Source organism: Flavobacterium sp. HSC-32F16, from assembly GCF_024171645.1.
GTDB lineage: Bacteria > Bacteroidota > Bacteroidia > Flavobacteriales > Flavobacteriaceae > Flavobacterium.
The window spans coordinates 48,311-65,043 of the sequence record NZ_JALKAC010000013.1; the positions used below are offsets into that span (position 1 = coordinate 48,311).

General features: G+C 35.5%; 14 protein-coding genes. 10 read left to right on the plus strand and 4 right to left on the minus strand.

The window, feature by feature from the left end:
- Positions 1-487 precede the first annotated feature (487 nt).
- The 9 genes from L1276_RS24635 (at position 488) to L1276_RS24675 (ending at position 14,035) form a co-directional block, all read left to right on the plus strand.
- A complete protein-coding gene (locus L1276_RS24635) occupies positions 488-3,682 on the plus strand; it encodes a SusC/RagA family TonB-linked outer membrane protein (RefSeq protein ID WP_253792521.1) in 3,195 nt (1,064 codons plus the stop codon).
- Positions 3,683-3,693: 11 nt separating this feature from the next.
- Positions 3,694-5,118, plus strand: coding sequence for a SusD/RagB family nutrient-binding outer membrane lipoprotein (locus tag L1276_RS24640; protein ID WP_253792523.1), 1,425 nt, complete (start codon positions 3,694-3,696; stop codon positions 5,116-5,118).
- A 294-nt stretch (positions 5,119-5,412) separates the two neighbouring features.
- Complete coding sequence (locus tag L1276_RS24645) at positions 5,413-6,600, plus strand: FAD-dependent oxidoreductase (RefSeq protein WP_253792527.1); 1,188 nt, start codon at positions 5,413-5,415, stop codon at positions 6,598-6,600.
- Between the two features lie 13 nt (positions 6,601-6,613).
- Positions 6,614-8,371, plus strand: a complete 1,758-nt coding sequence (locus L1276_RS24650) for an FAD-dependent oxidoreductase (RefSeq protein ID WP_253792529.1) — start codon at positions 6,614-6,616, stop codon at positions 8,369-8,371.
- Positions 8,372-8,418: 47 nt separating this feature from the next.
- The gene (locus L1276_RS24655; protein WP_253792531.1) at positions 8,419-9,963 is read left to right on the plus strand and encodes a peroxidase, FMP-type; all 1,545 of its coding nucleotides are present in this window, start codon (positions 8,419-8,421) and stop codon (positions 9,961-9,963) included.
- A 299-nt stretch (positions 9,964-10,262) separates the two neighbouring features.
- The gene (locus tag L1276_RS24660; RefSeq protein ID WP_253792533.1) at positions 10,263-11,237 is read left to right on the plus strand and encodes a YheT family hydrolase; all 975 of its coding nucleotides are present in this window, start codon (positions 10,263-10,265) and stop codon (positions 11,235-11,237) included.
- Between the two features lie 156 nt (positions 11,238-11,393).
- Positions 11,394-11,972, plus strand: coding sequence for a Crp/Fnr family transcriptional regulator (locus L1276_RS24665; RefSeq protein WP_253792534.1), 579 nt, complete (start codon positions 11,394-11,396; stop codon positions 11,970-11,972).
- Between the two features lie 162 nt (positions 11,973-12,134).
- Entirely contained in the window at positions 12,135-12,992 is an 858-nt protein-coding gene (locus L1276_RS24670; protein WP_253792535.1) for an SDR family oxidoreductase, read from the plus strand.
- Positions 12,993-13,033: 41 nt separating this feature from the next.
- On the plus strand, positions 13,034-14,035 hold the full coding sequence (locus tag L1276_RS24675; protein ID WP_253792536.1) for a VOC family protein: 1,002 nt from the start codon (positions 13,034-13,036) through the stop codon (positions 14,033-14,035).
- A gap of 129 nt (positions 14,036-14,164) precedes the next feature.
- Here the strand turns inward: L1276_RS24675 and L1276_RS24680 are convergent, their stop codons facing one another.
- Genes L1276_RS24680 through L1276_RS24685 form a run of 3 tightly spaced genes read right to left on the minus strand, consistent with a single transcriptional unit; the run spans position 14,165 to position 15,308 of the window.
- Positions 14,165-14,308 carry a hypothetical protein gene (locus L1276_RS24680; RefSeq protein WP_253792537.1) on the minus strand — a complete coding sequence of 48 codons (144 nt, stop codon included), beginning with the start codon at positions 14,306-14,308 and terminating at the stop codon, positions 14,165-14,167.
- A 41-nt stretch (positions 14,309-14,349) separates the two neighbouring features.
- Positions 14,350-14,484: a hypothetical protein gene (locus L1276_RS25305; protein ID WP_256527449.1), complete on the minus strand. Its 135-nt coding sequence runs from the start codon at positions 14,482-14,484 to the stop codon at positions 14,350-14,352.
- 29 nt (positions 14,485-14,513) lie between these two features.
- On the minus strand, positions 14,514-15,308 hold the full coding sequence (locus L1276_RS24685) for an SDR family oxidoreductase (RefSeq protein ID WP_253792538.1): 795 nt from the start codon (positions 15,306-15,308) through the stop codon (positions 14,514-14,516).
- Positions 15,309-15,431: 123 nt separating this feature from the next.
- Between L1276_RS24685 and L1276_RS24690 the strand changes: the two genes are divergently transcribed.
- A complete protein-coding gene (locus L1276_RS24690; protein WP_253792539.1) occupies positions 15,432-15,809 on the plus strand; it encodes a helix-turn-helix domain-containing protein in 378 nt (125 codons plus the stop codon).
- Positions 15,810-15,885: 76 nt separating this feature from the next.
- Here the strand turns inward: L1276_RS24690 and L1276_RS24695 are convergent, their stop codons facing one another.
- Positions 15,886-16,704 carry an alpha/beta fold hydrolase gene (locus L1276_RS24695; protein WP_253792540.1) on the minus strand — a complete coding sequence of 273 codons (819 nt, stop codon included), beginning with the start codon at positions 16,702-16,704 and terminating at the stop codon, positions 15,886-15,888.
- Positions 16,705-16,733: the final 29 nt, after the last annotated feature.

The following is a 16,733-nucleotide window of genomic DNA, read 5'->3' on the forward strand; positions in this document are numbered from 1 at the left end:
TCTTATTTTTAGATGTTTATAATTACTAAAAGGTTTTAGTTAACAATTTTTTTGCAAAAAGTGTACTTAAAACTTTTTGGTTACTATTTTTAAATATACTTTTGTTCTATCAAATTAGTAGAATTTAAAATAAAGTTAAAAGATTAAAGATTTCAGGATACATTTCAATTTTGAACAAGCATTAAACTATTTGGAATTTCTGCCTCATAAGTTCGCGATTAGAATTCTTCAATCTCAAATTCATGCCAATTTTTTAGTTAAAACCGCCTTAAATTTTAGGGCTAAAATTTTGTAAAAGCCAATTCATAATAATAGTAATCAAAAAAAAGAAAAATGAAAAAACGAATGTGTTGCAGATAATAAAAAAAAAACCATTTCTGTTGCAGCAGAAATGGCGAAGCTTAAAGAAATTGTACATCTCTTAGAAAGGTAAGCGGTGCGGAGTAATCCGTTTAGCCAGCCTTATTTATTAAACTAAAACAAAGTAATGAAAAAAATATTAAATAGATATACATGGTTATGTATTTTGTTGATTTCCATAGGGATTAATGCTCAGGAGACTAAGCCTTTAATCCAGTCGAAACTAGAAGGAACAGTAATTGATGCTGTAACAAAGGAGCCTGTTATTGGTGCTTCAATTAACATTAAAGGTACTACTCACGGGGTTATTACAGATTTTGATGGAAAGTTCTTTTTCCAGACGGGACAAAAACTTCCTTATACATTAATAGTGAGTTTTTTGGGTTACAAAAAAAGAGAAATTGTAGTTACTGAAAATAGAGTTGTTATTGATCTTACTGAAGAACAAAATCAATTATCAGAAGTTGTAGTTACGGCACTGGGTATTACAAAAGAAAAGAAATCTTTAGGATATACCACTCAGGCTCTTAAAAACAAGGATATCGCTGATACAAAAGAAACTAACTTTTTAAATAGTCTTAGCGGTAAATTAGCCGGAGTTCGTATTACGAATTCTCAGGGTGATATGGGATCTTCGCGTATTATTATTCGTGGAGAAACCTCTATTGCGGGAAATAACCAGCCTTTATTTGTGGTTGATGGAATTCCTGTAGATAACTCGCAATTAGGAAGTGTTGGTGGTGCAACTCGTGATTTCAAAAATGCGATTGCCGATTTGAATCCAAACGATATTGAGACATTAACAGTATTAAAAGGACCTAACGCAGCGGCACTTTACGGATCACGTGCGGCACATGGTGTTGTTTTGATTACTACAAAATCTGGAAAAGGTCAAAAGGGACTTGGTATCACTTTCAATTCTGGTATCACAATCTCTCAAGTGGCTACTCTGCCAAGTTTTCAAAATTCATTTGGACAAGGATCTAACGGAAGATTTAGTTATGTAGATGGTAAAGGAGGCGGTATCAATGATGGTGTTGATGAAAGCTGGGGGCCTAAATTAGACGGCCGTCTTATTCCGCAATTTTATTCAAATGGAGAAGCAGTGCCTTTTGTAGCACATCCTAACAATGTAAAAGATTTCTTTAATACAGGACTTACTTTTGATAATAGTATTTCTGTAGCGCGGTCAGATGAAAAATCAGATTTTCGTCTTGGAGTAAACAATCAAAAACAAACAGGAACAGTTCCTAATAGTGAAGTAAACAAAACTAACTTTTCTATTAATACAAATTACCAAATATCAGAAAACTTAAAAGTTGGTGTTACAGGTAATTATATTACGACTAATGCTCCAGCTTTGCCAGGTGGCCCATCAGGTAACCGTGCTGCGGGTGTAATGCTTCAATTTCTTTGGTTCGGGCGTCAGGTTGACATTAATCAGCTTAGAAATAACAGAGATGTTAACTGGAATAATAGTTACTACAGCAATCCTTACTGGAATGCCTATTACAATACTACAAGCCAGCAGCGTAACCGTATAATTGGTGATTTTCATTTAGATGCTAAACTTGCTGAAGGACTTAATTTTAGGTTCCGTACGGCAGTTGATTATTATAACGATCGTAGAAAATATACGATTAAGTATGGTACAAATGGAACTCCATTCGGATCTTATGCTGAAGATGCTTACACTGTAAACGAACAAAATACAGAAGGTATTTTTACTTATACTAAAAAATTAAGTGATGATTTTACTGTAGATGCTCTTGCCGGATTTAATATTCGTAATCACAGCGATGCAAACAATTATCAAAAAGCACCACGTTTAGCTGTACCGGATTTATATACCTTAACAAATTCGAGAGATCCGCTGACATCATCAAATACATTATCAAGATTAAGAGTATATAGTGCGTATGCTTCGGCACAATTTGGGTATAAAAATTACGCTTATTTAAATCTTACCGCTCGTAATGACTGGTCATCGACATTACCAAGCAGCAACCGTTCTTATTTTTACCCATCTATTAATGGAAGTTTAATATTATCTGAAGCCTTAAATTTAAAAAGCAATACACTTGATTTCTTAAAGTTACGCGGTGGATGGTCTGAAGTTGGTAATGATGCAGATCCGTATCAGTTGTCTACAGTTTATAATTTCCAAACTGCATTTGACGGAAATCCTATTCAAACTTCTTCACAAAAGAAATTGAATGAGAACCTGAAACCAGAAACAACTCGTTCTACTGAGGTAGGTTTAGAAGCTTCTTTCTGGAAAAACAGATTACATTTTGATGCCGCTTATTATAACACGAACAGTTTTGATCAGATTTTAGAGATTAAAACCACTACTTCAAGCGGTTATAATACACAATTGATCAATGCAGGTAAAATAAACAACCGTGGTATCGAAATTCAATTGGATGGAACTCCTATCCAGACTCAGGATTTCAAATGGAATATCGGTGTGAATTATTCAAAGAATATAAGCGAAGTTAAAATTCTTGACTATGAAAAACAGATTCAAAATTACACAATTGGTTCTTCGGGAGGTGTTGATGTATTAGCTTCTGTTGGACAAGCTTACGGAGCACTTTATGGTACTGCATATCTGCGTGACGCTAATGGTAAAATTGTAGTTGATAATAATGGATTACCAAGAGCCGATCCGCAAAAAAGAGTATTAGGTCATTATACTCCAGATTATTTAGCGGGTGTTACTAACACTTTATCTTATAAAAACCTTGAATTTTCATTCCTTGTTGATGCTAGTGTAGGTGGAGAGATTTTCTCAGGAACGAATAGAACAGGTACTTATACAGGAGTTTTAGCTCAGACTCTTCCAGGTCGTGATGCTGAAAATGGCGGATTAAATTATTACATAACAACCGCAGGTGCAGTGAGTACAAAAAACTTGCTTCCTGATGGCGCAGCTGCTCCAGGCGGCGCACAGGTATATGATGACGGGATGATATTTGACGGAGTATTTTCTAATGGAACTCCAAACAATAAAGTGGTTAGTGCGCAGGAATATTATAAAGGATCTTACAATATTAGTGAAGCCTATATTTACAGTTCAACTTTTGTAAAAATGAGAGAAATAAAACTGGCTTACAATTTCAATAAGTCATTTGTTAAGAAACTGGGATTAGAAGGAGCAAGCATTACTGCTGTTGGTCGTAACCTGTTCTTTATCTATAAAGATGCACCAAATATTGATCCTGAAACAGCTTTCAATACTGGAAACGCACAAGGGTTAGAGAGTTTATCTTTACCAACAACCAGAAATTACAGTCTTAACGTTAATTTAAAATTCTAAAATACAGAATCATGCTAAAAAAAATAGCCTATATAACATTATTTGCATTGACGCTGACTTCTTGCAGCGACACTTTGGATGATATTAATAAAAATCCAAATGCAACTGAAACACCGTTGGCACCTTACCTGTTAACAGGAACATTAAAGCAGGGAGCTGACTTATATTGGGGTTCCACAAACAACTTTGACTCATCTTTACTATTTGTACAGCATTGGGCTAAAATACAATATACTGAGCCAGATGCATATAATGTTTCTAATAGTACTTTCGTCTCTTTATGGAATACCGGATATGCGACTCTGATCACGGATTTGAATACAATTATTAATTTCCCGGATGCACAGGCCAACCCAAATTATAAAGGAATTGCACTTACATTGCGTTCATGGACTTTTTTATTGTTAACAGATGCTTATGGAAGCATTCCTTATAAAGAAGCAGGTCAAAAAGTAACACCAGCATATAATACTCAAAAAGAAGTATATACAGGATTACTTGAAGATTTAAAACAAGCTCAGTCTTTACTTGCTGCAGGAAATGGTGCAGTTACAGGAGATTTAGTTTATAAAGGAGACATTACAAAATGGAAAAAACTGGTAAACTCTCTTCGTTTACGTATAGCGTTAAGAATTTCAGACAGAGAACCTGCATTAGCTAAACAAGCGGCTATTGATGCTACAAGCGATGCAGCCGGAGTATTTACCAGCAATGCAGATACATTTAAGTTTACTTATATTAGTTCGCCTCAGCAAAATCCTGCTTCGGCTTGGTTTGAAACGCGTGACGATTATCGTATCTCAAAAACAATGGTTGATAAGTTATATGAGTTATCAGATCCCCGTTTAGCGGTTTACGCACAACTGCCGTCAGATGCAAGTGTAGGTAAATATGTGGGAGGAGGAAACGGATTATCAAATAGTGCTGCAAATAGTCAAGGTTTTGCTAAAACATCAAAACCAGGAACTTACTTTTTAACTTCTACATCACCAGCTGTTATTGCTTCTTATTCAGAAACACTATTTAATCTTGCCGAAGCTGCAGCTCGTGGTTATATTGCAGGAGACGCAGAACAGTACTATAAAAATGCAATTACAGCATCATTCAATCAATTTGGAATTACAGATGCAACGGTTATTAATAATTACCTTAATCAGTCAATTGTACAATATGATGCGTCAAATTATGCTAAATCAATTGGTACGCAAAAATGGATTGCATTCTACGGACAAGGTCTTGATGCTTTTACAGAGTGGAGAAGATTAGATTATCCGGTTTTGATAGCAGGTCCGGCTAGTGTTTTAGACGGGCAGTTACCATCACGTTTCTTTTACCCGGGAACAGAGCAGTCGCTGAATGGAGTTAGTTACCAGGCAGCGGTAGAAGCGCAGGGAAAAGACTTGCTTACTACAAAACTTTGGTTTGATGTAAAATAGATTCTGCCAACTCTAATTTTAAGTTGAATACTATACAAGAAGCTGTCTCATGATTTTTGAGACAGCTTCTTTCGTTTTATGATAAAACAACAATAAAAAATGCACAACTCTCTCTGGGTTTGTGCATTTTTTTGCTTTAATATTTCATCCTGTAGAAAGTATGTTTTGTGACCAATAATTTCCGTTTTGTGTCATTTTTTTAGAATTGATTTTGGATCTGCAATAATTTAGACTGATGACAATGCTTAGGTCTTGTTCTGAAAGTATATCCCAAACTACTATAAACAAAAAACTATGAATACAGAAAACTACGATGTAATTGTTATTGGCGGAGGTCCAATAGGTTTGGCAGCTGCCTATCATCTTGGCAAACGGAAAGCAAAAACTTTAGTACTGGAGCAATTCACGTTTGTGAATCAGTTAGGAAGTTCTGCCGGAGTTTCGCGCCAGTTTAGAATTCCATATCCGCAGGAATATATGGTTCAGATGGCATTAGATGCGCAGCCTTATTGGGATGCTTTGGAAAAAGAATCCAATACGTCATTATTGGATAAAGTGGGTACGCTTTGGTTTGGAGATCCTGCCGTACATTCTACAGAAGGAAATATTGCCGAAGCTGAGCAGGCATTAAAAGAATTAGGAGTTCCTTATACCACGCTTACAGCAAAAGAAATCGAAGAAAAATATCATTTTAGAAACTTACCCGAAACTTATACCGGATTGTTTCAGGCAGATGGTGCCAGCATTAATTTTAAAGCGACAAACGAGACGCTTTTAGAATTATGTAAAAAAGAAGAAACGGTTCAGTTACAAGAAAATTCGCCTGTATTGGCAATTAAGCAGGCAGGAGAACTTTTTGAACTTACGACTCCAAACGGAATTTACATTGCCAAAAAACTGGCAATTATTCCAGGACCTTACATTAACAGTGTTATCAATCTTCTGGACTTTAAGATTGAAGCTACGTATTGGAATATGTCTTCGGCTTATTTTAAAAAAACCGACCCAAATATTCAATATCCAACCTGGTTTGTATTCCAAAATTCCATTGGCGAAAACGGAAATCAGTTTTATGGTTTTCCATCTGTAGATTGGGATAACCCGGAATACATTCGCGTAGCGCCGGACTTTGTTATCAATCCTCTCGAAGAACCAAGTGACAGGACTTTAATACCTAATCCCCAAGAATTGGGATATACTTCTGACTGGGTAAAAGATCACATGACCGGGTTAAGCCCAGAACCTGAATATACTTCAACCTGTTTGATTTCTCTGAGTAAAATTGCTAACAAAGAATTGCTTATTGATTTTGCTCCAAGTTATGTGCCCAATCATAAAAACATTGTGTTGTACGCTACAGGATGGGCAGCAAAATTCACTCCGTTTTTAGGAAAAATCATGGCAGATCTTGCTTTAGACGGACATACAGATTTTGATATTACTCCTTTCCAACTAGGATACAAATACTTTAAGGCATTTTAAAAACCACAAAACTATGAATAAAAATACTCCTTTAAATTCAGGAATGACACCTGATTTAAAAATTGAAACGGCTATCATTGGTGCTGGAACTTCCGGTTTATACACGGCTTATCGTTTGGTAACCGATAAAAAATATACTGCAGATCAGGTACAGATTTTTGACATGAGCAATAAATTAGGCGGAAGACTGGAATCTGTAATCATGCCGGGAATGGATTTCTGGGGTGAGCTGGGAGGAATGCGTTATCTGACTTCTCAGGAAATTGTAACGACATTAATTGAAGGTTACGTACCGCCAGAAGATCCAAACAAGCGAATTCCTATTCTAAAAGATGTAATGACGCCTGTACCGTTTCCAATGGGCGAGTCGTCAAAACTATTGATGTATCTTAGAAAAGAACGTTTTAAACAAGATGCCTGGAACAAGGCTCAGAAAAAAGGAGAAAAACTAACAACCAGATATTATCTTAATAATAGTGATTTGGGTTTTAGTTCAGATCAGCTTTTTAATAAAATTATTTACGATGTTTTAATGGCCGATTCCTGGGTTGCTAAAACCTATGGCAAAAAAATTAAAAAAGGACCTTCTGTTTACGATTATAGTTTTGAGTTAGACAGCAGAGACTGGGATGATATTAAACCTAAACTGGTATACAATTTCCCTAAATCTCCTTACAACAAACGAAAAGTAAACGACTTAGGTTTCTGGAATTTAATTAAAGATCAGGTTTCACAGGAAGGATATCAGTTTTTGGCTAATGCCGGAGGTTATTATTCCAATACCATCAACTGGAATTCAGCCGAAGCTTTTCCGTACATGGTAGGCGATTTTTCTGCAGGAACAATTTATAAAACCATTGAAGAAGGCTATGATAGTATCGCTTATGCTGTTGCCAATTCTTATATGGAACATGAAGGCGCCTGCATTTGGTCTGAAAATAAACTGGAAACTTTTACCAAAGAACATTCTCTAAAAACACATAAATACCAGCTTACTTTTCTCAATCTAAAAACCAACAGCAAATGGCATGTATATGCTAACTCAATTGTTTTGGCAATGCCTAGAAAATCTCTGGAACTTTTAGATCAGAACAATTTCTTTTTCAACATTAATGAAAATTCGGTTTTAAATGAAAATATCCGTTCTGTTATTATGGAGCCTGCTTTCAAAATATTAATGGGCTTTGAACGTCCTTGGTGCAAAGAATTGGGAATTGACTCCGGACATTCTATTACCGATTTGCCAATGAGACAGTGCTACTACTTTGGAACAGATGAAAAAACTAAAAACTCCATGTTATTAGGAAGTTACGGTGATATGGAAACCGAGACTTTCTGGAAAGCACTTTCAGACGATAAAGTACTTTTTGAGGTAAAAGCGGCAAAATCAGCATCTTTAAAAGAACTTCATCAGTTAAATGATGTTCAGGCTACTAAAATGATGGTAGATGAGGTCATGAATCAGCTTCGTGAACTGCACGGTAAAAGCGTAGAAATACCAGAACCTTATGTAACCTATTTTAAAGACTGGACAGATGAACCTTTTGGAGCGGGTTACCATGCCTGGAAAGCAGGATTTTCAGTTGAAAATGTAATGAAATATATGCGTAAACCTTTGCACGACGAACAAATTCATATTTGCGGAGAAGCTTACTCTGATCAGCAGGGATGGGTTGAAGGTGCATTTTGTGAAGCAGAGAAAATGCTCCAGGATTATTTTGGACTTGATCGTCCGTTCTGGCTTCCTGAAAGTTATTATTTAGGATGGTAAAATAGAGATTCCATTAAACCAAATCATTAATTTAAAAAAGTAATAGTATGTTAAAACGCAACAGCTTTGATGATGAGTTAAATTTACCTCATTCAGCTGAAAATATAGATCAAAATCTAAATGAAACAGCATTTAAATCAACTCCTGAAAGCCACGGAATATTAGCGAGTTTTATGAAAGATTATTCAAAAGTTTTAATTGAAACCCCAATTAGAGCTTTTAATGAAAATAATCTGCAGCAAATTGTAAACAATGTTGATTACGGTATATTAAAAGTATTGCAAGGAACCTGGGTGAGTTATAATCATGACGGACAAAGCGACAGGAAATTAAACGGAAGCGGTATACATACTACCATTATGCCGTCGCCGGGTACAAATGCCGGAACGATTCCAGGAAAATACAGTTTTGAATGTGAAGAATATATCGAAAAACTGACATTTGATTTAGTGCCGGGCGGAGTTCGTAATCGAGGTGGTGCAAATGAACAGTTTTGCGGTGCTGTTAAGTATGAACAAAGTATTAAAAGTGTAAACACAGTGCCAGGTGAATCGGCTTTAAAATATACACCAATTCACGAAGAAAACGGAATGTATTTATGGCTTAGCGATATATTTAATTATGCCGCGACAGAAAAAACAATTAAAGAAGATCGCGGTATACATGCATTAGAACCCAATGCACCTAATAGAGATTTATACAAAAGCGGTTATCAGGATGAAACTCTTTTCCTGATCGTAAATGAGCTGGGTCAAAAAGAATATGTAACGCTTGAAAACTTAAACGGCAGACCTTATCTTTCAATTGTTGCAGCTAAAGAATTAAAACCCGGAGATGGGCAAACCGGACCTTATTTTATTCCTGATTATTCTATTTCCCGAAGTGGTGTAATTCCGCACGGAAGTACGATAACTTTATTAGGAGATCTGGCTCCAGATAATAATGGGTATTTAATTAAAGAAGAGCCTAAATTTCCGTATGGCGATGCAGCATGGAAATACGATCATCTTTCCATCTCAAGAACCATGGGAGGAGCAGGTGCAAGCGAAGCAGAACCTATAAATCTTGATAAAGCGCCTCCAGGATGGGTATTCGAAACACTTAATAAAGATAATGATCCTCAGGAAAACAGAATTTATACGCAGCGAATTCTGGCTCATCCGTTATATCCGTATTCCGTAAGACCAGATTTACGCCTTCGTGATTCCATAAAAGGAGAGAAAATAAATAATCACGTACTTATTAAGATGTCATCTAAAAATAAAACGGGAGCTCAGGGCGGTATATTAAATGTTCCGTTTGTAAATCGTTTTGTTACTACAGTTGAAATGAACATGAGAATGTGGATTGAAACTGTTGAAGAAAACGGAAAAGAAATTTTACAGCTGCAATACGAACAGATTATATTTTTCGAGTTTGATTTTGGAGATGACGGCGGTACTACAAGCTGGCCTCATATACAAGTAAATACACTTCGTAAAATAGAAGACGTTTCGCCAGAGCAGAGACAATTAATGGAAGAACAGTTTCCAAGCGCCCGCAAAGTCGAATCTTCTGCAGCCGCTTCAGGATGCCCTTATCATAAATCATAATTTTTAATTAATGTTTTAAAATTTTAAAACCTGCAAATCAATGTATTTGCAGGTTTTTATTTTGAAATATTTATACAAAGTAAATTATTTAATACCTTTATGGCAAGCAGTTACAAATTTGTGAGATTATCAGGATTTAAAAATCTTTTTTCAGAAACAGAAACAGAATTAATTCGATTTATCAATTAAGTTCGAATTTTGGAAGAAAATAATTGTAGTTAAATTAATGTTTGAAGTTTTAAATTCGGTGTTGATTCATTTCTTAGATTTGTATAACGCACCATAAAAACATTTTTATCATGCCCATAATTGAACAATCAGAATATAATTTTCCTTCTATTATTCATCGCAACAGGCACGTTTCGACTATTTATGCTGCTTTGTTTAAAAAATTTGATGCTCCGGGATACACAAGGGAAAAACGAGAATTAAATGACGGAGATTTTATCAATATTGATTTTCTCATAAACGATCCTAAAAAGGCAGTTATTTTATGTCACGGTTTAGAAGGGGATTCCCGCAGAACCTACAATAACAGCTGTGCAGCCTATTTTCAGGAGAAAGGATTTTCTGTTTTTGCATGGAACAATCGTACGTGCGGAGGAGAAATGAACCGGCTTCCAAGATTGTATCATCATGGCGCTGTTGATGATCTTGATGAAGTAGTTCAGTTTGTTTTGCAAAAAGGTTTTGAAGATGTTTATATGATTGGATATTCAATGGGAGGTGTTCAGCTCTTGAACTATTTGGGATGGACAAAAATTGATAATCGTATCAAAGCGGCAGTTACGATTTCGGTGCCAACCCATATTGCAACAAGTGCGGCAGTGCTTAAGCAAGGTTTTAACAGAGTTTACTTAAAGAATTTTACAATTGATATTAAGCGAAAACTGAAATACAAAGCCGCACAATTTCCTGATTTTATAAACCGAGATCAGATTAATAAGATTTCTTCTTTTGATGAAGTGGATCATTATTTTACAGCACCATTGCACGGTTTTGCAAGTCGCGACGATTATTATGAGCGCGTTTCTCCAGAATTTTCTCTTCAAAATATTACAACTCCGGTTTTAATTATCAATTCCCTTGATGATCCTTTTTTAAGTGAAAGATGTTATCCCAGAGCCATAGCCCAAGATAGTGCATATGTTTATCTTGAAACACCAAAATATGGCGGCCATTGTGCTTTTCCGCTGCGTGATTCTGAGTATTCTTATGCCGAGAAAAGAGCGTATGAGTTTTTTAAATCCCGTAAAGAACCTGTAAAAAATTAAGAAGCTCCCCGGTTAAAACCTATTATATTTCTATAGAATTGCAGTTTTAAATGCTGTCCAATTTTTTTTCTGTTTTAACTTTACGAGTTATAATAAGTTTTAAAGAATACATATTACACTCTATATTTTTAGAACTTTTGTATAATTTTACAATCTATGTATGAAATATTCCAAAAATATCTAGAAGATAAAGTAACGCTGACACAGTTAGAATCTGATTATATACAATCCTTTGCCATTATTAAAAAACTTCGTAAAAGACAATATCTGCTTCAGGAAGGTGATATCTGGAAATATGACGCTTTTATAACAAAAGGCTGCCTGCGGACTTATTCTGTTGATGAAAAAGGAAGCGAACACGTTAATAGTTTCAGTATCGAGAACTGGTGGACAGGTGACAGGGAAAGTCTCCTGTTTCAACAGCCGTCACGTTTTAATATCGATGCCATTGAAGACAGCGAACTTGTATTGTTTACACATGAAAATTTTGAAATGCTGTGCAGTGAAATTCCCGCTTTTAACAATATGGTAAATGCCATACTGCAAAAAAGTTTTATAGCAGCTCAAAACAGAATTCAGGCTTCGCTTAGTTTTACGGCAGAAGAAAAGTATTTAAATTTTGTCACAAAATATCCAGGGTTTGCTTCGCGAATTCCACAAACCATGATTGCCTCTTATCTTGGCATGACACCGGAAACATTAAGCCGTATACGGAAACAAACGGCAAAAAAATAATAATCAAGGAGCTTTTAAGCTCCTTTTTTTATGCGGTATTCAAAACACTTGATCTATATCAAGTTTTTACTTATTTCTAATCAATGTACAGGATTTGCATTCATCGCAACTTTGTAATGTTCAAAAGGGACAAAATTTATAAACATTTAAAAATTAGAAATCATGTCAAAAACAATTTTCATTACAGGTACAAGTTCAGGATTCGGAAAACTTACAGCTATAACATTGGCAAATGCAGGTCATTCAGTAATCGCAGGAATGCGTAATACAAAAGATAAAAATGCAGAAGCAGCAAAAGAACTTTCAGCGCTTTCAAATATTGAAGTGGCAGATATAGACATTACAGATGATTTTTCTGTAAACCAGGCTTTTGAAAAAGTACTTATTAAATACGGAAAAATTGATGTATTAATCAATAACGCGGCAGTAAGCGGTTTTGGATTGCTTGAAGGGTATTCAATCGATCAAATGCGTAAAATGTTCGATGTCAATGTTTACAGTATTCTCCGTACGTATCAGGCTGTTCTTCCTTCTATGAGAAAAGAAAAAAACGGATTGATTATAAATATTACTACTGGGGCAAGCGGACATACACTTCCTTTTATGATTCCCTACATCGCTTCAAAATTAGTAGTAGAAAGTTTTACCGAAGGTTTACAAGATGAACTTGCCGATTACGGAATTGAAAATGTAAGTATTCAACCGGGTGTTTATCCTACTGAAATGAACAACGGTTCAAAATCCGGTATCAACGCAGATAAACAAGAAATTATAGACCAATATGGTACTGCAGCAACAGATAAGTTTAATGCTTTAGGTACTGCATTGTTTGGTAAAATGGCTCAGTTTGATATGAATCCGCAAACTATTGCCGACGGAATTCTGGAATTGGTTACTATGAAAAAAGGAGAAAGACCGCTTCGTTTTCCGCTTGATGCCATTGCGCAGGGAACCGATAAAGAGTTTATTGAAGCGCGTGCATCTATTAAAGCAAAATGGTTAGCCGCTTACAGTAATTAATTCACATTAAATAATATTTAAATTCATCAAAATAGTAAGTCATGAAAACACAATATAAATCAAATCAAAAAATACAAACTTCTGCAATCGCTTTATTAAATCTGTTTTTTTTCTTTTCAGCTTCAGAAAAAGCGGAAGCTCAGAATAATGCAGGAATTATAGGAATAGATCACGTTGGAATTAACGTTCCAGATTTAAATCAAGCGATACCATTTTTCAGTGATGTACTGGGATTCAAACCTGTAACGCAGCTTGGACCAATACCGCTGGATGCGGGCTGGAAAGAAGCCAATCATATTAACCCGGCAACCGGAGCTGTAACCATCAAAATGATAAATGCCGGAACAGGTGCCAGTATCGAAGTATTTAGTTATGCCAATAATAAAGGCAGTAAAGTGCATCCTAATTCTGATGATATCGGGGCTTCTCACATTGCTTTTTATACATCAGATATAAACGAATCTGTAAAATATCTAAAATCTAAAGGCGTAAAAGTATTGGGAGAACCATTTTTGACTCCATCCGGAGATACAGCGGGCGAATCATGGGTTTATTTTGAAACACCGTGGGGATCTAAAATGGAACTGGTTTCGTATCCAAACGGAAAAGGATATGAAAAATCTAATGCTAAAACCGTTTTATGGTCGCCAAAAAATGCTGTTAAAAAAGAATCTGCAGCTGATTTCGATGCTAAAAAGAATACTGAAATTGTAAAAAATCATCTTAAAATATGGAATGAAAAAGACGAAACGAAAAGAACTGACTTGTTAAATCAATTTTATGCATCTGATGTTGAAATGGTAGATCGTCATTTTATTGCAAAAGGCAAAGATGAAATTAGTAAATTCATTATTGAACTTCAGACAAAAAATCCTGATTTCAGATTTACTGATAAATCAGTTGAAACGAATCATAATATAGTGCGTTTATATTGGCAGTTTGGCTCAAAAGAAAAACCAGCTGTGGTTTCCGGAATGGATTTGTTTGTGATTGAAAATGGTAAAGTACAGAAATTGTATGTATTTCTTGATGGAAAAGAATAATTCTTAAAGACAATAATTGCTTTTAAAATTAGAATAAACAAAATACGCTGTCGTAATCTATATCCAGATACGACAGCGTATTTTGTTTTAAATCTTTTTAGCAAAATTTTACTTTTCTAACTTCAGAAATTAATCAATTTTTAATGATTGTATCTTTTCATTTTGAAGTTTAAAATTATAAGTAAGTATTAAAGGACTGCCAGGAAAAGTGCCCGAAACTTTTGCTTTTAAAATGCCTTTTTCAGAATCTCCTTCAAAATTTAGAGACTCCATTTTAGAGTTATATTCCTTTGTTGCTTTTTCTTTCCAGTCTTTTATTCTGCTTTTCCTGTATGTGTTTTGCCTTCATCAAATACGTTTGCCGTTTCAGAAAAACAGTTTGCAAAATCGGTACTGTCAAAATCGTTCTGTGCCTTTACTAAATCTTTTATTACTTGTGGTAAGTTCATAATTATCTGTTTTTATTGTTTATAATTGTTTAAACTGTTGGAATGGTACCGCCGTCGATTATATATTCTGTTCCTGTTAAATAGCTGGCTCTCGGTGAAACAAGAAAACCTATAAGTTCAGCCACTTCTTCCGGCATAGCAGCTCTTCCGAAAGGGATTCCGCCTAAAGCATTCATTACACTTTTCTCAGCCTCATTAACAGAAATGTTATTGCTTTCAGAAATGCGTTCCATCATTCTTTTGGATGCTTCTGTCATGATCCATCCCGGCGAAACCGTCAGTACGCGTATGCCTTTTGGAGACACTTCTTTTGATAAACCTTTGCTGTAATTAATTAATCCTGCTTTTGCGGCTGCATAAGGAAGAGTAGAATCATGTAAAGGCAGTTTTCCCTGAATCGATGCGATATGAATAATGACACCGCTTTTATTTTCAAGCATTTGAGGAAGAAAAGCTTTGTCTAATCGTACGGGAGCCAATAAATTGGTTTGTATGGTTTCTTCCCAATCGGTATTAGACAATGCTGCAAAACCGCCGCCGGGAGTTTCTGAACCTCCCAGATTGTTTACAAGAATGTCTATTTTACCGAATTTCTCCAATACTTCGCGAGATGCTTTTTCAGCTCCTTCTGGTTTGCTTAAGTCTGCCGCAATAAAGTATAAATCTTCGTCAGGTATTTCGGGAGCATTTCTTGCGCTGATAATTACTTTTGCGCCTGCATTTTTTAAACGTTCTGCAATGGCTTTTCCGGCTCCTTTAGTGCCGCCAGTTACCAAAGCAATTTTACCTGATAACTCATTCTGATAATCTAATTTTTGTTCCATGTTGATTTCTTTTGTACAAATTTGAGAAGTATGCAACTTTCTTACAAGTACGGAATTACGATTCAGATAGGGATAAATTTTTCCCCTATTGTACAAATCAGAACATAGGTTTATTTTTGTTATATGTATGAAAGAAAAATAATACCGAACCTAAATTGCGGACTTGACCTGATAGGTGAAGTACTGTATGGAAAATGGAAAATACGTTTGCTTTGGTTTATTAATGAAGGTCATAAAAGACCAAGCGAATTGCAGCGTAAAATACCAGATGCTTCACGCAGGGTTTTGAATATTCAGTTAAAAGAATTGGAAGACCATGAACTTGTGGTGCGAAAAATATATTCGGTAGTGCCGCCAAAGGTAGAATACAGTCTTACTGAATTTGGCAAAAGTCTGATTCCAGTAATTGGCACTTTAGGCCGCTGGGGCGATGAAAATCAGGATCGATTAAGAAATTTAATTATCAAAAAATTTCCAAGCACAACTGATAAAGATAATTGACAGAGATATGTTATGGAATAAAAAAAGCCCCTTATTTTAAAATAAGAGGCTCATATATATTGAAAAATTTAATTTCTTAAGCTTTAATAAAGTCTAAAATATCTTTATTAATAGTTGCTGCTTCAGTTGTTGGCATTCCGTGAGGAAATCCAGGATAAGAAATTAATTTTCCGTTTTTCAATAACGCGGCAGCTTTTGGCGCCTGATTGTAAGGAACAATTTGATCGTCTTCTCCATGAAGTACCAAGACAGGAATGTCTAAACTTTTAAGATCTTCCGTAAAATCAGATTCAGAGAAAGCTTTAATTCCTTCATAATGAGCCAATACAGAACCCATCATTCCCTGACGCCACCAATTGTGTTTGATTCCTTCCTGAACTGTTGTTCCTTCACGGTTCCATCCGTAAAAAGCAATTGGGAAATCATAAAAATATTGTGCTCTGCTAAATCCGGTTCCTTCTCTAATTTCGTCAAAAACAGACAATGGCACACCATCAGGATTCGCTTCATTTTTGATCATGATTGGCGTTACTGCACTAATAATAATCGCTTTTGCAACACGGCCTTTTCCATATTTTGCAGCGTAACGAATTACTTCACCGCCACCAGTTGAGTGACCAATATGGATCGCATCTTTTAAGTCAAGTGCTGCAGTCAATTCTGCTACATCGGCTGCGTAAGTTTCCATATTGTTTCCTTCAGAACTTTGACCAGAACGACCATGTCCGCGTCTGTCATGAGCAATAACTCTATATCCTTGTTTCAGGAAAAACATCATTTGTGCATCCCAGTCGTCTGCTGATAAAGGCCATCCGTGGTGAAAAACAATCGGCTGTCCTGTTCCCCAATCTTTATAATAAATTTCTGTTCCGTCTTTTACTGTAATTGTGCTCATTTTATTTGGTTTTAAGATTAATAAATTTA